Below are 17,903 nucleotides of genomic sequence, written 5' to 3' on the forward strand. Positions count from 1 at the left end.
GAGAGCCGTGATGCGCGAGATATGGCAAGCGGGCCAGCAGGTTAGATTAATAAGCGATCCTGGCCGTGTGGGAACTCTAAGCGGTAAAACCAGAGCGCAAGGCGGTATTACCCGCTACTTTGTTCACTATCCGGATGGATCCAGTTGGGTGATTGCAAAATCACTAGAGTTGATTGATAGCGGTAATACTGATGATCCTTATAGCATGCTGGAAAATAAGCAATTTGGTCGGGTTAATGATTTACGGCGGAACCTTACCTGCATTCAGCTCTCAGGTCGGCTTGCGAATTTGGTTTACAGCATGGATACCACCAATACCGAATTTTTTGCTTACCAATACAAGCCCGTGCTGTCTTTTTTGGAAGCGCAGTCTAAGGGCATTCTTATTGCTGATGAAGTGGGTTTAGGTAAAACCATTGAAGCGGGTTTGATCTGGACTGAGATGCGAGCCAGAACTGATGCCAGAAGATTGTTGGTAGTGTGTCCGGCGATGCTTAGAGAAAAATGGCGAGATGAACTGGCGTTCCGTTTTGGTATCGATGCGACCTTAATGAACGCAGCGGAACTTTGTCAAGAACTTAAGCGTGATCGACATAATGTTCCACCAGGCAAAGCGATTGTATGTAGCTACGATGGTCTGCGCCCGCCAAGACAAAAAATGGATGATGAAGCGAAGGGTATCACCAGCAAAGCTAAAAAGGTAAGCCCGCGCCAGAAATTAGCACAATTGATGGCAGAAAATGAAGCTGAAGAGCCTTTGTTTGATATGGTGATTTTCGATGAAGCGCATAAAATGCGTAACGCAGAAAGTGCTACTTCCAAGCTTGGCCGTTTAATCCGGGAGGTGAGCGAAAACATTATACTGCTCTCGGCTACTCCTATTAATTTGCATAGCCAGGATCTATATCAGCTTCTTAACTTGGTGGACGAAGATACCTTTAGTTCAGAGCATATATTTCCCAGCATTTTAACGGCCAACGAGCCATTAGTAAGGGCTCAGCGTCAGGCGCTGGATAAGTCTTCAGGCTGGGAGGCGATAGAAACGGAGCTAAACAGGGCTCAGCGGCATTACTTGTTAAGAGATAACAACCAACTACAAGCTATTTTAGATGATGGGTTAAATGACGCAGAGCTAAAAGATGACAGTGTGCGAATTCAGCTTGCTAACCGTATAGAACGATGCAACTTGCTGTCAAAAGCTGTCATCCGTACTCGTAAAGCCGATGTTAAAGAACTTAGAGTTATCCGTGATCCAATGGCTCCCCACGTAGAGATGACAGAGGTCGAAGCAGAGCTTTACCAAAGAGTGACTGAAATCGTACGCCGGTACGCAGTTGAACGCGACATATCAGAGGGTTTTATGCTGGCTACCCCACAGAGACAATTGTCCAGTAGTATGTTCGCGGCGATGAAGTCCTGGCAAGGACGCAGTAGCAAAGATGATTTTCAGCTATATGAAGATCTTGGCACCGACAGTGCTGGTGGAGATTCTGCTCCCTTGATGCAGCATATCGTAGCCGGTGTTCAGGGGATTGTTGAGTTGGAAGAGTTGCGTGAATATGACAGTAAATTTTCCGTCTTGTTGGATACGCTTTCGACTTTTTTCACTGAGTATCCTAACGAGAAAGTTATCATTTTCTCCTATTTCAGAGGAACCTTGCGTTATCTAGCTGAACGCTTGGGTGAACATCACATTAGCAGTGAAGTGCTGATGGGGGGTATGCGAGAAACAAAACAGGACATTATTGATCGCTTTAAGGAAAAAGCTGGAATCAGAGTGCTGTTGGCCTCGGAAGTTGCTAGCGAAGGTGTAGATTTACAGTTTTGTCGAGTATTGATTAATTACGATCTGCCCTGGAACCCTATGCGCATAGAGCAGCGTATCGGTCGTATTGATCGACATGGTCAAAAAGCCGATAGAATAACAATTTTGAATTTTTGCTATCACGATACTATCGACCAAAGGATTTACAACCGTTTGTATGAACGGCTTGATGTTTTTAAACGTTCACTAGGTGACATGGAAGCAATCTTAGGCGAAGAAATTAGTCTTCTGACGAAAGATTTGTTCTGTGCTGAGTTGACACCGGAACAAGAGCAGCAGCGTATAGAGCAAACTTCTTTGGCTATTGAGCAGCTTCGTCAGACCACTGACCAGCTTGAAGCTGAAGCATCTAATTTGATTGCTCATAGTGGCCATATTTTACAGGAAGTAAATGCTGCCCACGAGTTCAGCAAGCGCATCACAGAAGCAGATCTAATCACCTTTGTTAAAGATTTTCTGGAACGACACTGCACGGGCTTTGAGTTTTTCCAACCTAAAACTGATCAGACAGTTTATGAGATTATTTTACCATCGCAAACTGCGGCTGAACTTGGTAAGTTTGTGCAAAAAAATAAGATGCAGGGTTTGACCTCTCTTGAGCAGGGCGGAAGGCGTACAGTGGTATTTCGCAATAAGATGGTTAAGTCTGATCATCAACATGAGGTTATAAATCAGACCCACCCACTGATCCAATTTATCAGCGAGTATTTACGTCAGCACAACGAAGCCTTTGTACCGTTAGTAGCAACTCGCCTGGCGCAAGATAAGCTTAAAGATTTGCTACCTGGACAATATGTAGCTGTTGTTAAGAGGCTCTCTTTTGAAGGTATACGCATCGAGGAGAAACTGGTAAGTCGTTTAATACATTTGGAGAGTGATGAGCTGTTTGAACCGAATAAATCATTTGATGTTGTTAATGCGGGGCGGTTACAGGGAAAAGACTGGCCTAACGTCTCCAGTTCTGTAGATGTTGCTGCTATTGATAGTGCTTTTTTCCGCTGCGATGAGCAGCTGCAGTCAGACTATGAAAAGGAAGCAGCACAAAAAATTGCAGAGAATAATGATCGAGTTGGTTTGCAGCTATCTTCAGCTAAAAAGCATTTTGAACGCCAGTTAAATAGTCGAAATAGCGCTTTATTTAAACATCAGTTGGCCGGGAGGTCTTCGCTGATCAAAGCAACGGAGGGACAGATCCGTAAACTGACTGAGCGATTTGAGCAAAGAGAAGCTGAGCTGAATCAGTCAGCAGTCCTGAAACATCATATTCATGATGTGTGTCATCTTGTGATAAACGTTGAAAGGAGCTCGTAAATGTCAATGGAAGACTGGAAGCTGGCATTAAAAAAATATAAAAAATCGATGGAGCAAAAACCTCGTCCTCAAAAAGAGATTGAAGGCTCTGCGGATAAATGTTCATCAAGGAACAAAAAAACATGTGAACAAAATCGTAAGTCTGTGGCCACGCCTCTGCAACAGAACCAAGTAGAAAAGGCTAATTCTAAGAAAAATCGTTGTCGAAAAAAAACGAAAAAGCGTTTAGCCAATGCAGCAAAAGCACTTCAGCAACCGTTGCACTTAATTGGTGGTCATCAAACGTGCTCAACGAAAACAGAGCATGCTAAGCCAATGAACCCACCTGAATTTAAATTGCCTGAATATGAATCGCCAGATCGGACGTTGTTGATCGACAAATTAGCGAATAATTCAAATATACAACTCGACTTTCCTGACGAAATAAGTTCGCTGAGAGATGAGGATTTATATCTTCATGTTGGCTTGGATTTTGGTACAGCTTATACCAAGGTTGTGATAGGGGATGAGTCGGATGCTTATGCAATTAACTTTGGTGAACATGGTTATTTGTTACCAAGTGCAGTTTATGTTGACCAGTATGGTAATGCTTCTTTAAGTCAGCAGCGTGGTGATACTGAAATTTCCGAATTAAAAATGCCACTGATAATGGGAGAGTCAAAGCGCGAACATAATATAGCCATTGTAATGTTTTTGGCTTTGGTATTTAAAGTTATTCGCCGTTGGCCAGAGCATGATGCGGATTCACCTTATAAAAATAGAACAATAGCTTGGTTGATTAATGCCGGTATTCCTGCAGAAAACTATGAAGATAGAAAGTTATTAGAAAAATATCAACGACTCATTTCAGCTGCCTGGACACTTAGTTATTGTAAAACAATTTCTGTTTACACTGCACGGAAAGTGTCTGAGTGTCTGGATGACCGGTGTAGTAGCATTCCATCATCGCTTAGATTCGACAATGAACGATTAGTGCTTCTGCCCGAATTTTCTGCACAGATTGTTGGTTATGTGCAATCTCCTCAACGACGAAATTACTCTCATCTGCTAATCGATGTTGGTGCCGGGACGCTTGATATAGCGATGTTTATCATTGATGAACATGATGGCGGATGGCGATATAAGACCTATGATCAAAATATAGATACACTAGGTGTCGAAATTTTGCGTAAATATCGGTTGGTTCGTCTAAAAAGCAACTCAGAACTCCCCCCCTCAGATTTGAATAAGTTACTTAATGATAGAGAGTATGCACAGTGGGCAGATGTTCCTGAAGATAAGTTACGAGAAATCGACACTCCTTTTCGGCGAGCTGTGAATTTAAAAGTTCGTGACACCATTTGTACTACCGACAAGCATTATACTGGTGGTCCTGGCAAGTTTACTGAAAAGATAACGACGTTTCTTTGTGGTGGAGGAAGGAATATTTCTGTATATCACCAAGCGGTTGAATTGGTTAAAACTGGATTTCCTATTGAGATTCTGGAATTACCCAAACCAGAACGTCTTCGCACTTTTATAAATGACCAAGAGTATCACCGCCTATCTGTAGCCTATGGGTTGTCGTTTGACTCGTTCAATATTGGTGAAGTTGTTAAGCAGAAAGTAAAAGAATATCGGAAAATAACCACGGAACGAGAGAACACTTACATGCTTTATCCAGAATAAGTCAATTAAAAAATGTTTATGGTTATTTTTAAGGGAATTAAATACTCCTAATTATGATTGGTAATCAATTGAAAATTATTGAGTAGAGTGTGCAGTTAGGGAGGGAAGTTATGGATAGCATTAAAAAACAAGAGATTCTTGAATACAGAAAAACCAAGTATCAGATTGAAGAGTCATCCGGAGCATGTGGATTACAGTCCGATGTCCGAAGGGATTTGGATAATGGTGTTAACATCCTTTCCGAACAGCTTTATTCAAAGGAGTTGCACTTTGTTTTTGAGCTAATTCAAAATGCTGAAGACAATCACTATTCTGATGGAGTAAAGCCACGATTACTTTTTGAATTGTTGGAAACAGATCCTACTAATACAGAAGGATGCTCCGGCTGCCTGGCTATCTATAACAATGAAGTTGGATTCTCTATTGATAACATTAAGGCGATTTCCTCTGTTGGTAGTTCTACAAAATCATCAAGTAAAGATACTGGTTACATAGGTGAAAAAGGCATTGGCTTTAAGTCGGTCTTTGCGGTAAGTCCCGCACCACATATCTTTTCTAATGGTTATCATTTTTCATTTAAAGATAGAGATAAGCTAACCGGACTTGGTTACATAATTCCCTATCCAATCGATATTATTCCATATGAGATTGAAGGAAGATTAGCAGAGTATACAACTTGTATTCTGTTACCTGTACGTTCCGGTAATAGCGAAAAGGCTTATCAAAAAATAGCGAAAGAGCTGAAGGAATTAGATGCCTCGATTTTGTTGTTCTTGAACAAGCTTACGGCTATTTCTGTTTTGGTAGATGGAAGCTTAACCCATTATGAAAAATCGGTTGAAGAGAAAAAAACTTCCGTAAACGTCAAACGGCCTAATGGTGTTACTACTAGACGGTACCATGTCGAAAAACGGGCAGTAACTGTTCCAAAAGATCTAAATGAAGAGAAACGAGCTAAAGTTAAGTGCAGAGATATTACTCTCGCATTCCCTTTAGACCACCATAGTACCAAATGTCGGCTCTACGCTTATTTACCTACTGAACTTTACACTGGGTTACCATTTTTGGTTAATGCTGACTTCTTGTTGCCCGCAAGTCGAGAAGGTGTACTAGTTGATAAGCAATGGAATCTGTGGATGCGGGATGAGATTTCTCAGTTTGTATATGACTCGTTGTCAGATTTGTTGGTAGTAGATGACACGTTACAGGCTTTTAAATGGATCCCTATTGCTGATAAATGCAGCAGTGAGTTCCTACTGCCAGTGTTTGAAGAGGTTACAGAAAAGCTTAAAGAACTTGCATTTATTCCTTGTGTCGCAGGGGAACTAAGACGCCCGTTAGAATGCTCAATACCTGATGATGGAAGACAGGGTATCTCTAGCATAATGGAACGCTTGGTCGATAATAGTTGCAAGGTAGATGAGTATATACCCTCAACTTTAGCTATCCAGTTTAGGGCTCAAATTGAACCATTATGTCATATTCAGTTTGCTGATAACTTTTGCTCAATTATTTCCGCTTATGCTCATACTGCATCTTCCCAACTGCTAAAGGTAGATTCTTCTTGGTTTTTTGAATTATATACTTGGTTTACCAAATGGGAAATGGATCCCAGTGATATTAATTTGCTGCAAGCTGCTCCATTACTGCTGACTAATAATGGTGTCAAATCACGTTCAGAATGCAAAGTATTTGAAGCTGCGAATATAAGTATCCAGTATCCATCTTTGAGCACTGAAGATAACTCTGCTTCGTTTGAGTTGCTTAATCCAGAGCTACAGAAATTACTGACGCGTGCTGGTAGTGTCAACGAATATATTAAGGAGCTGTTCGATATCTCTGTCTTGACACAGAGTGAGTATCTTGAACAGGTAGCGCTGCCATTTTGTAAAGAAAACCTAGCTAATATTGATACTGATCAGTTATGGCAATTAAACCGTTTTGTATTTCAAAACTGGAGTAGCTTAACGGATGACACTAAATATGAGCTTTCATCACGGTTGCCATTGAAGCTCGATGATGGTTCATTTTTACTAAATGACGAAGATGAAGGTTTGCTAACCCCCGAGACATACGAAAAATCCTTGGTGTGGCAAACAGTCTTCTCAATTGAAGAACAAATTGTATTTTCTATTCTGTCAGATGACTACATGGATCTGTTTAACGAATTTGAGAAACTCGATACCGAGGAAGTGTTATCTCAGTTAGGAGCTGCATACATTCCATTTTCTCTGTGTTTTTCAGTTTCAAAGTCACGATATTCTTCGCCAGATATCCCAGAAGGTATTTTCTCTAACTCTTATGAGAAGTACTTGATGGGCGCACTTGATGGACTTGATTCAACAGAAATGATTGAACAAGAAGTCATTGTTGCTCCAAAATTACTTAGAGATCCAGAGAGATTTTCCGATAAGTCATTAGTGGAGTTATTTATTCAGTGGCTCAGCGAAGTTATTGAGAATAATAGGTCTTGGAAATCTCAGACGATTCGATATTTCTACCGGTCATATCAACATGAAATTATAGAAAGCGAAATATGGCATTTACTAAAAGTACTCAAATGGCTTCCAACCAATAACGGTTTGAAATCTATCTATGAGGTTTTTCTCCCTTCGACTCAGGCAAAAGAGAACTACGGCGATGCCCTCAATTATCTGGAAATTAATTTACCAGATGTTCTTATCGATGAGTTCAATTTAACAGCTGATATATCGTCTGACAGCGTGCTAGATGTTTTGCGTACCTGGTCTTCTCATAATGAGGAGAAAGATATAAAGCATATGAACAGAATTTATAGTCATCTTGCTGCGATAAGTGGCGATCTCAGCGCTGTTTTTTCTAGCGAAAAGCTAATCTATTGCCCTTCTGGTGAAAATAACTGGTGTAAAGCTAGTGATGCGGTGTGGCTTTCACAAAAAACAGTTCTAGGTGATGTTTTTCATTGGTTGAGTGACTTTTATCCGGCTGATAGGCAGTCTTTTTGGCTTGATACTATTGGCATTCAACCTAGACCATCAGCAGAGCACTTTGCAAATGCTTGGTTACGAATTCAGGAATCGGGCATTCTTGACCCCAGAGAGCAAATGGAACTGGTATACGATAACCTCTTACGATACATACGTAGCACTAAACCGGATGAGCGTGATCCTTGGTTTTATGATTTTGTATCAGAGGCTAAATGTCTTAGCCAACCTTATACAAACCTGGAAGGTAAACAACAACGAAGTTGGTTTGACTGCGATGATGTGTTTGTCAGTGATATCCAGGAGCGTATGAGAACCGCTTTTTCCGAGGAAGGAATAAGATTTATTTGGATAACTAGGGGAAGGGATCACTCTGATTTTGAACCCCTATACGATGCTCTTAGCATTAGACGAGCCTCAGAGTGTATAGAGTCTGATACTAGCCTAGATATATCCGACTCAGATAATCCAGCAAGGACATTACTTACCGATGGTACATTACGGTTGCTTTGTTACGCTAAAAAAAATAGCAAAAAAACAATAGATAGTGAGTGGTTTGATGACTCATTAGAGATGATTTTAACAAGTCACGAAAGAATAGTTCTTGAGCCTATTGAAGTAGATTATACGCTTGATGGTCATTGTGTGACTTTTAAGCCAGGCGCCTATTTTGATAGGAATCTATCTACGCTATTTTATCTTGAAGATAAAGATGATCCTGAGTTATCGGCTGAAGCAGTAGCATCTGAGTTATCTCTGACTATGTACAAACGGGACTATCGAAGCCAGGAAGATACCGTTTTAAACTTGTTGGGAGCTGACGATAAAAAAGTAAGCCGCACTATAGAACGTAAAAGCTGGGAGCGTCTGCTTACGAAAAAAGAGATAGATCAGGTTGAAAATATATTGGCTGAGCGTAACAAAAACTTTGACGAAGCTAATGATATTGTTTCCGATCCCGACCATGAACAGGATGATAACATCGTTCATGAATCATCAGAATCCACATCTTCTGATGATTTAAATTACGCTGAAGATATATCTGCTCATAGCGAAAAAACAGAGTCAGGGGAAGATATACGTTCTGCACATGATGTACCCAAGGGGCATGAATCATCAGACTTCTATTCTTCTGATGATATAGAGGAGGCTGAAGATAGAGCCACTCAAAGTAAAAAAGTAGATTCAGGAGAAGATAGAAATCCTCGAACGAGAGCGGCTGGCTCTCACTCACATTCCGGAGCGGCTTCAACTCAAAGCCATAGTTCAAGGAGTGCAGGAAACATATCATCAAGTCAAAGTTATTCGCAGGGGCAAAGACACTATTCCGGTGCAAGAGAGAATGAATCTCGTGGTCAATCTTCTTCCCCACGTGACTACTCCGAAGGATACCGCTTACTCAGTTACGTGTCATCTGAACCAATGGAAGGCGTTGATTCTGAGGTCTCTGAAGATAATGTGCGTAAGGAAAACAAGGCTATAGGTGATAAAGCTGAAAAGCTTGTGGCAGACAAACTTCGGTCAGAAGGCTATGAAGTTGAACTTTTGGGCGGTAATAATCCTGGCTACGATATTGAAGTATTAGATACCAAGACTGGCGAACTGTATTTTGTAGAAGTAAAAACCAACAGAGGCAATTGGAATAATACGGGTGTTGGGCTTAGTCGTACTCAGTACCAGATGTGTCTTGAACATCAAGATAACTACTGGCTCTATGTTGTTGAGTGCCTGACTTCAGAACCTATTATTCATAAGATAGTTAATCCTGCATCAAAGATTAATGCTTACTATTTTGACCGAAACTGGAAAGCAGCTGCAGATGTTCAAAAATCTTCTACAGCAGATTATGAAGCCGCTGACTTGCTCGATGAGGAATGTTTCCAGATATTCCTGGAAACCGCTAAGCGTGAGTTGCCCGAACCTGAGATAGGATTTGATGTTCAAAACGAAGCTGGGAAGATAATCGCTTCCCTTGAACTATGTTGGCCTTCGTTGAAAGCTGGTATCTACCTGGATCATGAATCACCGGAAATCTTAGGCTGGCGTTTAGCATCAGTTAGTGAAGTAGTATCTGATATGGACTGGTTGGATTCATTAGATACAGTTTCCCAAGGGTCTGTTTAAATAGAATAAGAATAAAGCAAAATCGCCAGAAATAAGGAACATACATGTTGCCTTCAGTAGTAGCCAAACAAACGGCTAGCGCAGTACAACAGTTTTTGAAAGGCGCGTTTGCAATGTCAACGCCTCTTTTCAGAAGAGAAAGTAACCGAACTGCTATCGATGATTTTGTAGATGCTCCCGATGTTCTTATGAAGGGGCCGTATCTTTCGATGGCTTTACCCTTCAGAAAGAGTACGTTGGCGAAGGATTACTTTGATCATTTAAACATGATGTTTACGCCTTATGCGCATCAGGCTAAGGCGTTTCAGCGACTTTCTGGTGTTCAACCAAAAGGAACTCTGGTCGCAACAGGGACTGGCTCAGGTAAAACAGAGGCGATTCAGTAGATGTAATGGAAATAAACTTACTCCGTGGCAGGAACAATAGGAATACACCGATATCTCGGGTGAGCCAGATCTTCTAGTCAACAGCGGCTTACCTGTTCATCTAAATGGATTTGATATCAAGAATGATGCCTCGTAATCTGAAGCGGAGTTCGCCTGGCCCTATAATAAGGTTCCGTTGTTAACGGAAGAACAACTAGAACATAAGAAAACGATAGAAGGTTTAGATTGGAAGTGTTTTGTAGAGCCAGTTAATGAAGCACTGTTTGAACAACTGTTAGAGGTTATAGGAGAAAAATAATAATGACAGATAGTCAACAACTTGCGATTTCAGATACCTTTTTTACTGCTTTTGCCGCACTGCCAAAGCAGCAGCAAAAGAAGGTCAATGACTTCATTAATAAGTTTCGGACGAACTCGAAAAGCTCTGGAATCCACCTAGAAAAAATAATCGAAAGTAAGAGCAAGAATCTTCGCTCAGCCAGAATCGATCAAACTTATCGCGCTATAGTTTTCCAACCTGAGAAAGGAAGTACTTTTATCTTGCTCTGGGTTGATCATCACGATAAAGCTTACGATTGGGCTAAGCGGTATAGCTGCCAGATCCATCCTTCGACCGGTTCTATTCAAATTATCGATACAACTTATGTTGAAGAAACGGAGGTCATTACCAAAAAAGCTACGGAGGAGGAAGCTTCTGAGGTTTCTCAAACAGCTAATTTAGTACCGCTTTTCGAAGGGTACACCAATCAGCAGTTGTTGGATCTTGGTATTCCGGAAGTATTTATCGAAAAAATTCTCCGGTTAACAGACGAAACTCAATTGGAAATGATGGAAAAAGCGCTCCCAGTCGATGCTTATGAGCCGCTTTATCTACTCGCAGCTGGAACACCTTATGATGAATTGTTGGCTGATCTAAATGAGGTACACGGTTCCGATATTGAAGTTGATACTGAAGACTTTGATGCTGCACTGCATAGAGCAGGTAGTAAGAGTCGCTTTATGTTGGTGGAAGATGATGTTGAACTGGAGCAGATGCTGAATGCTCCACTAGAAAAATGGCGTGTTTTCTTACACCCAAGCCAGAGAAATCTGATTAACCGTAATTGGAACGGTCCTGTTCGTGTTTCTGGTGGTGCAGGTACAGGTAAGACTGTTGTTGCTATGCATAGAGCTCGCTGGCTGGCTGAGCAGCTTCCAGCAGACTCTAATAAGAAAATTTTGTTCACTACTTTCACGAAAAACCTTGCGGCTGATATTGAGCACAACCTTAAGAAACTTTGTACACCTGAGGTAATGAAACGGATAGAAGTCGTAAATATCGATCGCTGGATACATGGTTTTTTGAAGCGCCATAAATATAGCTACAACGTTGTTTACGACTTCAACAATAAACGTGAAGCTTGCTGGAAAGCTGCGATGAACCTGAAACCGACCGAACTATCTTTACCGGATAACTTCTACCAGGAAGAATGGCGCTTAGTGGTTCAGCCCCAGAATATCTCTAATATGAAAACTTACTTTAAAGCCAAGCGAGTCGGTCGTGGAACCTCACTTACTAGACCTCAGCGAGCGAAGATATGGTCTGTTTTCGAAGAATATCGAAATCAGTTGAGTTTCCACAATATTAAAGAGATGCCGGATGCAATGGTTGATGCTGCTAAGATTATCGAGCAGAAGTCTATCAATATGCCGTATACATCTGTTGTTGTAGATGAAGCTCAGGACATGGGTATGCAGGCATTTATGCTATTACGTAAGGTTGTGCCGGAACAAGTCAATGACATGTTCATTGTTGGCGACGGTCACCAGCGCATTTATAGTCGCAAAGTTGTTCTTGGCCAGTGTGGCGTGAATATCCGTGGTCGTGGCCGTAAGTTGAAAATTAACTATCGTACAACCGAAGAGACTCGTCGCTTTGCAGTAGGTATCCTGAATGGAGTTACGGCAGATAACTTGGATGGTGAAGATGATTGTAACAGTGATTATCTATCCTTATTCCACGGTGATGATCCATTTATTAGGTGCTTTGACTCTCAGGATGCTGAGATAAAAGGGATTCAGAAAGAGATCCAAACTCTTCTGGATGAAGGGGTTCCACAGAAAGATATTTGTCTTGTGGCAAGGACGGATTACGTTAGAGAACCATATATGGATGCCTTGGAAGCTAACGGTTTATCTACCTATCTAGTACAGCGAAATGGTATTGAAGATAGAAACGTTGATGGTATTCGGATTGCTAGTATGCACCGAGTAAAAGGGTTAGAGTTCCAGTTTGTATTTATCGTTGCTGTAAATGATGGCGTAGTACCTTATTATAAATCAGTATCAGAGGATCCAGTAGAACAGAGAGATCTGGAGTTTAATGAAAGAGCATTGCTTCATGTTGCCGCCACACGAGCAGTGAAGCGTCTGTATGTGAGTTCTTCAGGTAAGCCGAGTAAGTTTGTTGGGTGATGCTGTTTAATGAGGTTTATTTTGAATTTAGGTGATGTTCTGCTTCAGAGGGAAAATAAAGAAGGCTGAGGCATTACCGCTTCGGCCTGATAAAAATGGATTACGTGTCGTGTGCAGATTACGCAATATTTGGCTATCTATCAGACTTAAAGTGAAAACAATCAGCTTGTTGTTTTCGTATCCTTTTCATGAGCATATTCAACAACATCCTCAATTCTACAATCGAAGAATCTACACAGAGCCTCAATGGTAGTCATGCTAGTATTGTAGCCTTTGTTATTTGCGATTTTAGACATCGCAGAGCTTTGAATACCTACTTGTTCAGCTAAGTAGCTAAGAGTGACCTTACGGCCATTATGTAGAGGCTTTGTCTCTATTAATTCTTTAATCTTATAAATAATCAAATCAATATAGCTCAATATTATTAGAATTGTCTTGTAAAGACGTTTCTTGACCTCTATATTTGTCTTGTAAAGACGAAAAGGAGGTTCTATGGACCAAACATTAATAACTGGAAGAGAACTCGCAGAGCGCATTAAATTTAGCGCCAACTATATCAATTCGACTCTGCGAGACTCAGTATTTACCGAAGGTAAGCACTACATTCGACCCTTCAATGGTAGAAAAATTCTCTACATTTGGGAAGAGGTAGAAGCGGAATTGTACCAATCTGCCTGCCGAAATGAGCATTTTATCCCTATGGCTGGTGGGAGAGTGTGCCATGGGTAGTGTAAATTCAAGAAACGGAAAGCTTTACCTGGATTTTCGCTACGAAGGCACACGTTGTCGTGAGCAAACAGCTTTGCCTGATACTCAGGCAAATCAGCGTAAAATCCAGAAGTTAATTAATCAGATTGAGGCTGATATTCGCTTGGGGTGTTTTGTTTATAGAGAGTACTTTCCTCAATCAAGTCGAGTAAAGAAGTTTGTTAAACAGGATCTTGAAGCGCAGCGAAAGAAAGATGATCTGCTGGGGAGTTACAAAACAGCAGTTCATGAACTTCAGGGCATTGATAGGGTACTTTTCGAAGATTTTGCTCAGGAGTGGTATGAAGAAAACGAAGTTCGTTGGAAAGAGAGTTACAAGGAGAATATGCGTATTTATCTCGGTTATTACTTGGTTCCTCGCTTCGGTCATGTCTCAGTGGATAAGATCTCCAGACCTGACATATTAAAATTTCGTGCTGAGCTTGTTAAGCCGAGAGAAAATGGGAAAAAGCTCTCTGCTGATTTTATAAACCACATAATGACACCATTACGGATGATTATTAATGAAGCAGGAGACCGATATGGATTTCGCTCATCGTTTGAAAATATCAAACAACTGAGGGTAGAGAAGCGTGATGTAAATCCATTTGATCTAAACGAAGTGACTAGATTTCTTAAGGAAGTCAGACCTGATTACAAGGACTATTTCACAGTACGCTTTTTTACCGGAATGCGTACTTCAGAGATCGACGGGTTGAAATGGAAATATGTTAATTTCAAAATGCGGACAATTTCGGTTAGAGAAACTATTGTTCACGGACGTACTGAAACAACGAAAACCATTGGGTCTTTCAGAGATGTCCAGATGTCTTCCGTTGTGTTTAATGCGTTACAAACACAGTTCAGAAAGACCGGGACAGGAGATTATGTATTCTGTAATGCTTCGGGTAATCCTCTGGATAAAGGTAATGTGAGAGAGCGTGTTTGGAAGCCAACACTCAAACGGTTAGGTATGAAATATCGACGTCCATATGAAACGCGACATACAGCTGCGACGTTGTGGTTAGCTGCTGGGGAAGCCCCGGAATGGATTGCCCGTCAAATGGGTCATACAAACACTAAGATGCTGTTTGAAATCTATAGTCGGTTTGTCCCCAACCTGACTAGGCAAGACGGTAGTGCCTTTGAAAAGTTACTAAACTCTAAGCTTGATGAAGAAGGTGACATATGAGATTTTCTCCGCTTGCAGTACATTGTGCCAGCCTCTGTTTCGACGTCATACAAAGGAATTCATTTAAAGATTTGTCTCATATAGAAATAGAGCAGTTTTACGAAGATATTTATGGGTTAATTCAGCAACGAACGGAGTTATGGCCGGAGCGATATTTGCGTGAGCATGAGTTTATCAATTCTGTAACGAACGGAGTGTTGAAAGCTTTGCATATCTGTCGAGATAATCCGAAGACTAGATACGCTGACTGGATACTGTCGGCAATACAGTCTCGTATTAATTACTCAATTAAACAACTTCATTAATCTAGCGTTGAAATGAATAGTTTACGCCGCACATATTAGAAGTATGTGCGGCTGTTTGTTCTAAAACGTGTTTAACGTATCTGATTTTAATTAGCTTTTTGCCCAATTGAGAGTTTGACAGCTGTAACGAGTTGAATAACTTTCTACTTATTGTGATCACAAAGCTGACTCCCATTTATAAATATTTATGAGTCAGATCAGGTAGTGCTGGTGTTTATTTTCGTGGTCCCTCAGTGGTCACCAGAGGGTCACAAAATAGCTAACAAGGTAGATGGTCATTCGGTCACAGAATAAAGATGCAAGAAAATGCATGGACGAGTAGGGGAGTTAGAAATCTATTTTTAAAGGTAGAGAAAGAATGGTTGAGTGTAACTATCTGATTTAAAGTGAGTTGCTGTTGTACAAGTAGGTTTTGAACGAGTTAAGATAACAAAAAAGACCAACAATTCTGTGTGAGCCTTTCTGCATAAATATGGTACAACCGAGTGGATTCGAACCACCGACCCCCACCATGTCAAGGTGGTGCTCTAACCAACTGAGCTACGGTTGTATCGTTATCACTTGTAAAATTGGTACAACCGAGTGGATTCGAACCACCGACCCCCACCATGTCAAGGTGGTGCTCTAACCAACTGAGCTACGGTTGTACTGATTTACTGTTGATGACCTGTCGGCCATCGAACGAGCGCTATATTACGAGGGATGTAAGGTCAGTTGCAAGCAAAAAATCGTAATTTTTCAATCAAGCGGCGATTTGCTGTGCAAGTTGAACTTTTTAACACCAAAGCGGCGGCATAACCATCAATCTTATGTAGCAAGACGATGATTCCAAGGTGAAACATCGTCTTGTTTTTATGTTGTTTACTTTTAGCTACTGCGCGTCCATTTGCAGTTGGGTAGGACGCTGTTGAATATATTTAAGCCGCAGGGCAAACAAAAGCGCTGCGCTGGTGAGGCCGGCGATTAGCCCTATCCAATAGCCATGAGCGCCAAGCGCTGGCACTAACAGGTTGGTTTCGGCCAGTAGGTAACCGAGCACCATACCAATAGCCCAATAAGAAACGAGGGTGATATAAAAAGCGCTGCGTGTATCGTGATAGCCACGCAATGCGCCTGCAGTGACGACTTGAACTGAGTCCGAGAGTTGGTAAAGCGCTGCCAAAAACATCAAGCTACTCGCTAAAGCAACTACTTCGGGGTTTTGGTTGTACAAGAGGGCGATCTGAGTCCGAAATACAACGGTAATAATAGCGGTGAATAGTGCAAGGCTAAAAGCGATAGCCAGACCTACCTTAGTCACTAATTTGGCCGTGAGCGGATTGTCTTGACCAAGATAATAGCCAACACGAATTGATACGGCGATACCGATAGAAAGAGGTAACATAAACACGATGGAGGAGAAGTTTAACGCTATCTGATGGCCTGCCACGACATTGGCGCCGAGGGGGGCGAGCAGAAGTGCGATAATGGCAAATAGGCTTACCTCGAAAAACAGCGCCATGGCAATGGGCATACCGTGTTTAGTCATCTTTATCATGGTCGCAAGGTTGGGCAGGTGAAAAGCGCTAAATGGCGCAAGGGCGGCAAATCTTCGGTTTACCTGCATATAGATAGCCATGGCAATAAACATGGCCCAGAAAACCAGTGCTGTCGCGATACCACAGCCAGCACCACCGAGCGCGGGCGCGCCGAAATGACCATAAATAAAGATATAGTTCGCAGGAATATTGACCGCCAAGCCGACAAAGCCAATCAACATAGTGGGTAGCGTATAAGAGATCCCCTCACTGCAGCCTCTAAGCACCTGATAGAGTACGAAAGCGGGTACTCCCCATGCAAATCCAAACAGATATTGATTGCTGAGCTCGGCAAGCTCGGTCGAGAGCCCCATTATTTTAAAGATCTGCGGCGCAAAACTGAGGAAGGCTATCACTAATACGCTGCCAATTATGGCAATATAGGCAGCCTGATATGCCATGGGACGAATTGCCGCTTGGTTATTGGCACCATGATGGGCAGCAAAAACAGGGGTAAAGGCAACAAGTAACCCCTGAACAAAAAGTAGTGCAGGAAGCCAAAGACTGCCGCCTATGGCAACAGCAGCCATATCGATAGCACTGACTCGGCCAGCCATAACGGTATCGATAAAGCCCATCATGGTCTGAGTAACTTGGGCGATAAGAACTGGCAACGCAAGATGGACGAGCTTTTTGGCTTGAAAGCCGAATTGATTCATAAAACGCCTTAATGCAGAGAGTAAAATATGTTTACAGGTATTGTTCAGGCCACATGTGAAGTGGTGGCCATTCATAAAAAAGATGGTCTTAATACAATCGAAATTGCGATGCCGCCACACCTGAAGGAAAACTTGCAGCGAGGAGCAAGTGTTGCCAATAACGGGGTATGTCTGACCGTTACCGAGATTGCAGATGATAGGGTGTTTTTCGATGTAATGGAAGAGACATTAAGGCTTACCAATCTTGCTTCCCTTAATCCTGGATGCAAGGTCAATATCGAGCGTTCCTTAACCTATGGCAGTGAGATCGGTGGGCACGTGTTATCTGGTCATGTACATACACAGGCCAAGGTCGCAGCGCTGAGCCACACCGCCTCCCATTATAATATTCGCTTGGAAGTCGCGCCCAAGTGGATGAATTACATTCTCTATAAAGGTTTTGTAGGGGTGAATGGATGCAGTTTGACTGTAGGTGAGGTGGATGAGAGCGGTTTTATGTTACACCTTATCCCGGAAACTTTAGCCATTACCAACTTAGATGAGGCTCAGGTGGGGACCATGCTTAATATCGAAATCGACAGTCAGACACAGGCTATCGTGGATACGGTTGAGCGGGTACTGGCAAAGCGTTTTAGCTAAACTGTTGTTAAAATAGCCCTAATTTTTGTAGTGGTCATAGTCATAGGCTGGCC

10 protein-coding genes and 2 tRNA genes are annotated in these 17,903 nt (G+C 41.8%); 8 read left to right on the forward strand and 4 right to left on the reverse strand.

The window, feature by feature from the left end; all coding sequences use genetic code 11:
- The first annotated feature begins 10 nt into the window (after window positions 1–10).
- From NY07_RS04550 to NY07_RS04570, 5 genes are all read left to right on the forward strand, one after another.
- A complete protein-coding gene (locus tag NY07_RS04550) occupies window positions 11–3,136 on the forward strand; it encodes an SNF2-related protein (protein ID WP_052125494.1) in 3,126 nt (1,041 codons plus the stop codon).
- Window positions 3,137–4,804 (forward strand): hypothetical protein, encoded by a 1,668-nt coding sequence (locus NY07_RS04555; protein WP_033538151.1) that lies wholly within the window; start codon window positions 3,137–3,139, stop codon window positions 4,802–4,804.
- A 110-nt stretch (window positions 4,805–4,914) separates the two neighbouring features.
- On the forward strand, window positions 4,915–9,891 hold the full coding sequence (locus NY07_RS04560) for a DUF3883 domain-containing protein (protein ID WP_033538152.1): 4,977 nt from the start codon (window positions 4,915–4,917) through the stop codon (window positions 9,889–9,891).
- A 44-nt stretch (window positions 9,892–9,935) separates the two neighbouring features.
- Window positions 9,936–10,277 (forward strand): hypothetical protein, encoded by a 342-nt coding sequence (locus tag NY07_RS04565; RefSeq protein WP_033538153.1) that lies wholly within the window; start codon window positions 9,936–9,938, stop codon window positions 10,275–10,277.
- Window positions 10,278–10,577: 300 nt separating this feature from the next.
- On the forward strand, window positions 10,578–12,731 hold the full coding sequence (locus NY07_RS04570) for a UvrD-helicase domain-containing protein (RefSeq protein ID WP_033538154.1): 2,154 nt from the start codon (window positions 10,578–10,580) through the stop codon (window positions 12,729–12,731).
- Between the two features lie 161 nt (window positions 12,732–12,892).
- Here NY07_RS04570 and NY07_RS19800 read toward each other — a convergent pair whose 3' ends face one another.
- The gene (locus NY07_RS19800) at window positions 12,893–13,267 is read right to left on the reverse strand and encodes a helix-turn-helix domain-containing protein (protein ID WP_258311756.1); all 375 of its coding nucleotides are present in this window, start codon (window positions 13,265–13,267) and stop codon (window positions 12,893–12,895) included.
- Between NY07_RS19800 and NY07_RS19140 the strand changes: the two genes are divergently transcribed.
- Window positions 13,224–13,460, forward strand: a complete 237-nt coding sequence (locus NY07_RS19140) for a hypothetical protein (RefSeq protein ID WP_081953768.1) — start codon at window positions 13,224–13,226, stop codon at window positions 13,458–13,460. The two genes, NY07_RS19800 and NY07_RS19140, sit on opposite strands and share 44 nt — an antisense overlap.
- A complete protein-coding gene (locus tag NY07_RS04580; protein WP_033538155.1) occupies window positions 13,453–14,670 on the forward strand; it encodes an Arm DNA-binding domain-containing protein in 1,218 nt (405 codons plus the stop codon). The genes NY07_RS19140 and NY07_RS04580 overlap by 8 nt, the downstream gene beginning before the upstream one ends.
- 778 nt (window positions 14,671–15,448) lie before the next feature.
- Here the strand turns inward: NY07_RS04580 and NY07_RS04590 are convergent.
- From NY07_RS04590 to NY07_RS04600, 3 genes are all read right to left on the reverse strand, one after another.
- Window positions 15,449–15,525 (reverse strand) — tRNA-Val (locus NY07_RS04590).
- 20 nt (window positions 15,526–15,545) lie between these two features.
- Window positions 15,546–15,622 (reverse strand) — tRNA-Val (locus tag NY07_RS04595).
- A 224-nt stretch (window positions 15,623–15,846) separates the two neighbouring features.
- A complete protein-coding gene (locus tag NY07_RS04600; protein WP_033538157.1) occupies window positions 15,847–17,211 on the reverse strand; it encodes an MATE family efflux transporter in 1,365 nt (454 codons plus the stop codon).
- A 27-nt stretch (window positions 17,212–17,238) separates the two neighbouring features.
- Here NY07_RS04600 and NY07_RS04605 point away from each other — a divergent pair, with 27 nt between their 5' ends.
- On the forward strand, window positions 17,239–17,850 hold the full coding sequence (locus NY07_RS04605) for a riboflavin synthase (RefSeq protein WP_033538158.1): 612 nt from the start codon (window positions 17,239–17,241) through the stop codon (window positions 17,848–17,850).
- Window positions 17,851–17,903 lie beyond the last annotated feature (53 nt).

This window comes from Shewanella sp. ECSMB14101 (assembly GCF_000773485.1).
Taxonomy (GTDB): Bacteria; Pseudomonadota; Gammaproteobacteria; order Enterobacterales; family Shewanellaceae; genus Shewanella; species Shewanella marisflavi.

What these genes read in the sequence shown, in the direction of transcription:
- NY07_RS04550 (WP_052125494.1), top strand. Translation starts at nt 11, where the DNA reads ATGCGCGAGATATGGCAAGCGGGCCAGCAGGTTAGATTAATAAGCGAT.
- NY07_RS04555 (WP_033538151.1), top strand. Translation starts at nt 3,137, where the DNA reads ATGTCAATGGAAGACTGGAAGCTGGCATTAAAAAAATATAAAAAATCG.
- NY07_RS04560 (WP_033538152.1), top strand. Translation starts at nt 4,915, where the DNA reads ATGGATAGCATTAAAAAACAAGAGATTCTTGAATACAGAAAAACCAAG.
- NY07_RS04565 (WP_033538153.1), top strand. Translation starts at nt 9,936, where the DNA reads ATGTTGCCTTCAGTAGTAGCCAAACAAACGGCTAGCGCAGTACAACAG.
- NY07_RS04570 (WP_033538154.1), top strand. Translation starts at nt 10,578, where the DNA reads ATGACAGATAGTCAACAACTTGCGATTTCAGATACCTTTTTTACTGCT.
- NY07_RS19140 (WP_081953768.1), top strand. Translation starts at nt 13,224, where the DNA reads ATGGACCAAACATTAATAACTGGAAGAGAACTCGCAGAGCGCATTAAA.
- NY07_RS19800 (WP_258311756.1), bottom strand. Translation starts at nt 13,267, where the DNA reads ATGCGCTCTGCGAGTTCTCTTCCAGTTATTAATGTTTGGTCCATAGAA.
- NY07_RS04580 (WP_033538155.1), top strand. Translation starts at nt 13,453, where the DNA reads ATGGGTAGTGTAAATTCAAGAAACGGAAAGCTTTACCTGGATTTTCGC.
- NY07_RS04600 (WP_033538157.1), bottom strand. Translation starts at nt 17,211, where the DNA reads ATGAATCAATTCGGCTTTCAAGCCAAAAAGCTCGTCCATCTTGCGTTG.
- NY07_RS04605 (WP_033538158.1), top strand. Translation starts at nt 17,239, where the DNA reads ATGTTTACAGGTATTGTTCAGGCCACATGTGAAGTGGTGGCCATTCAT.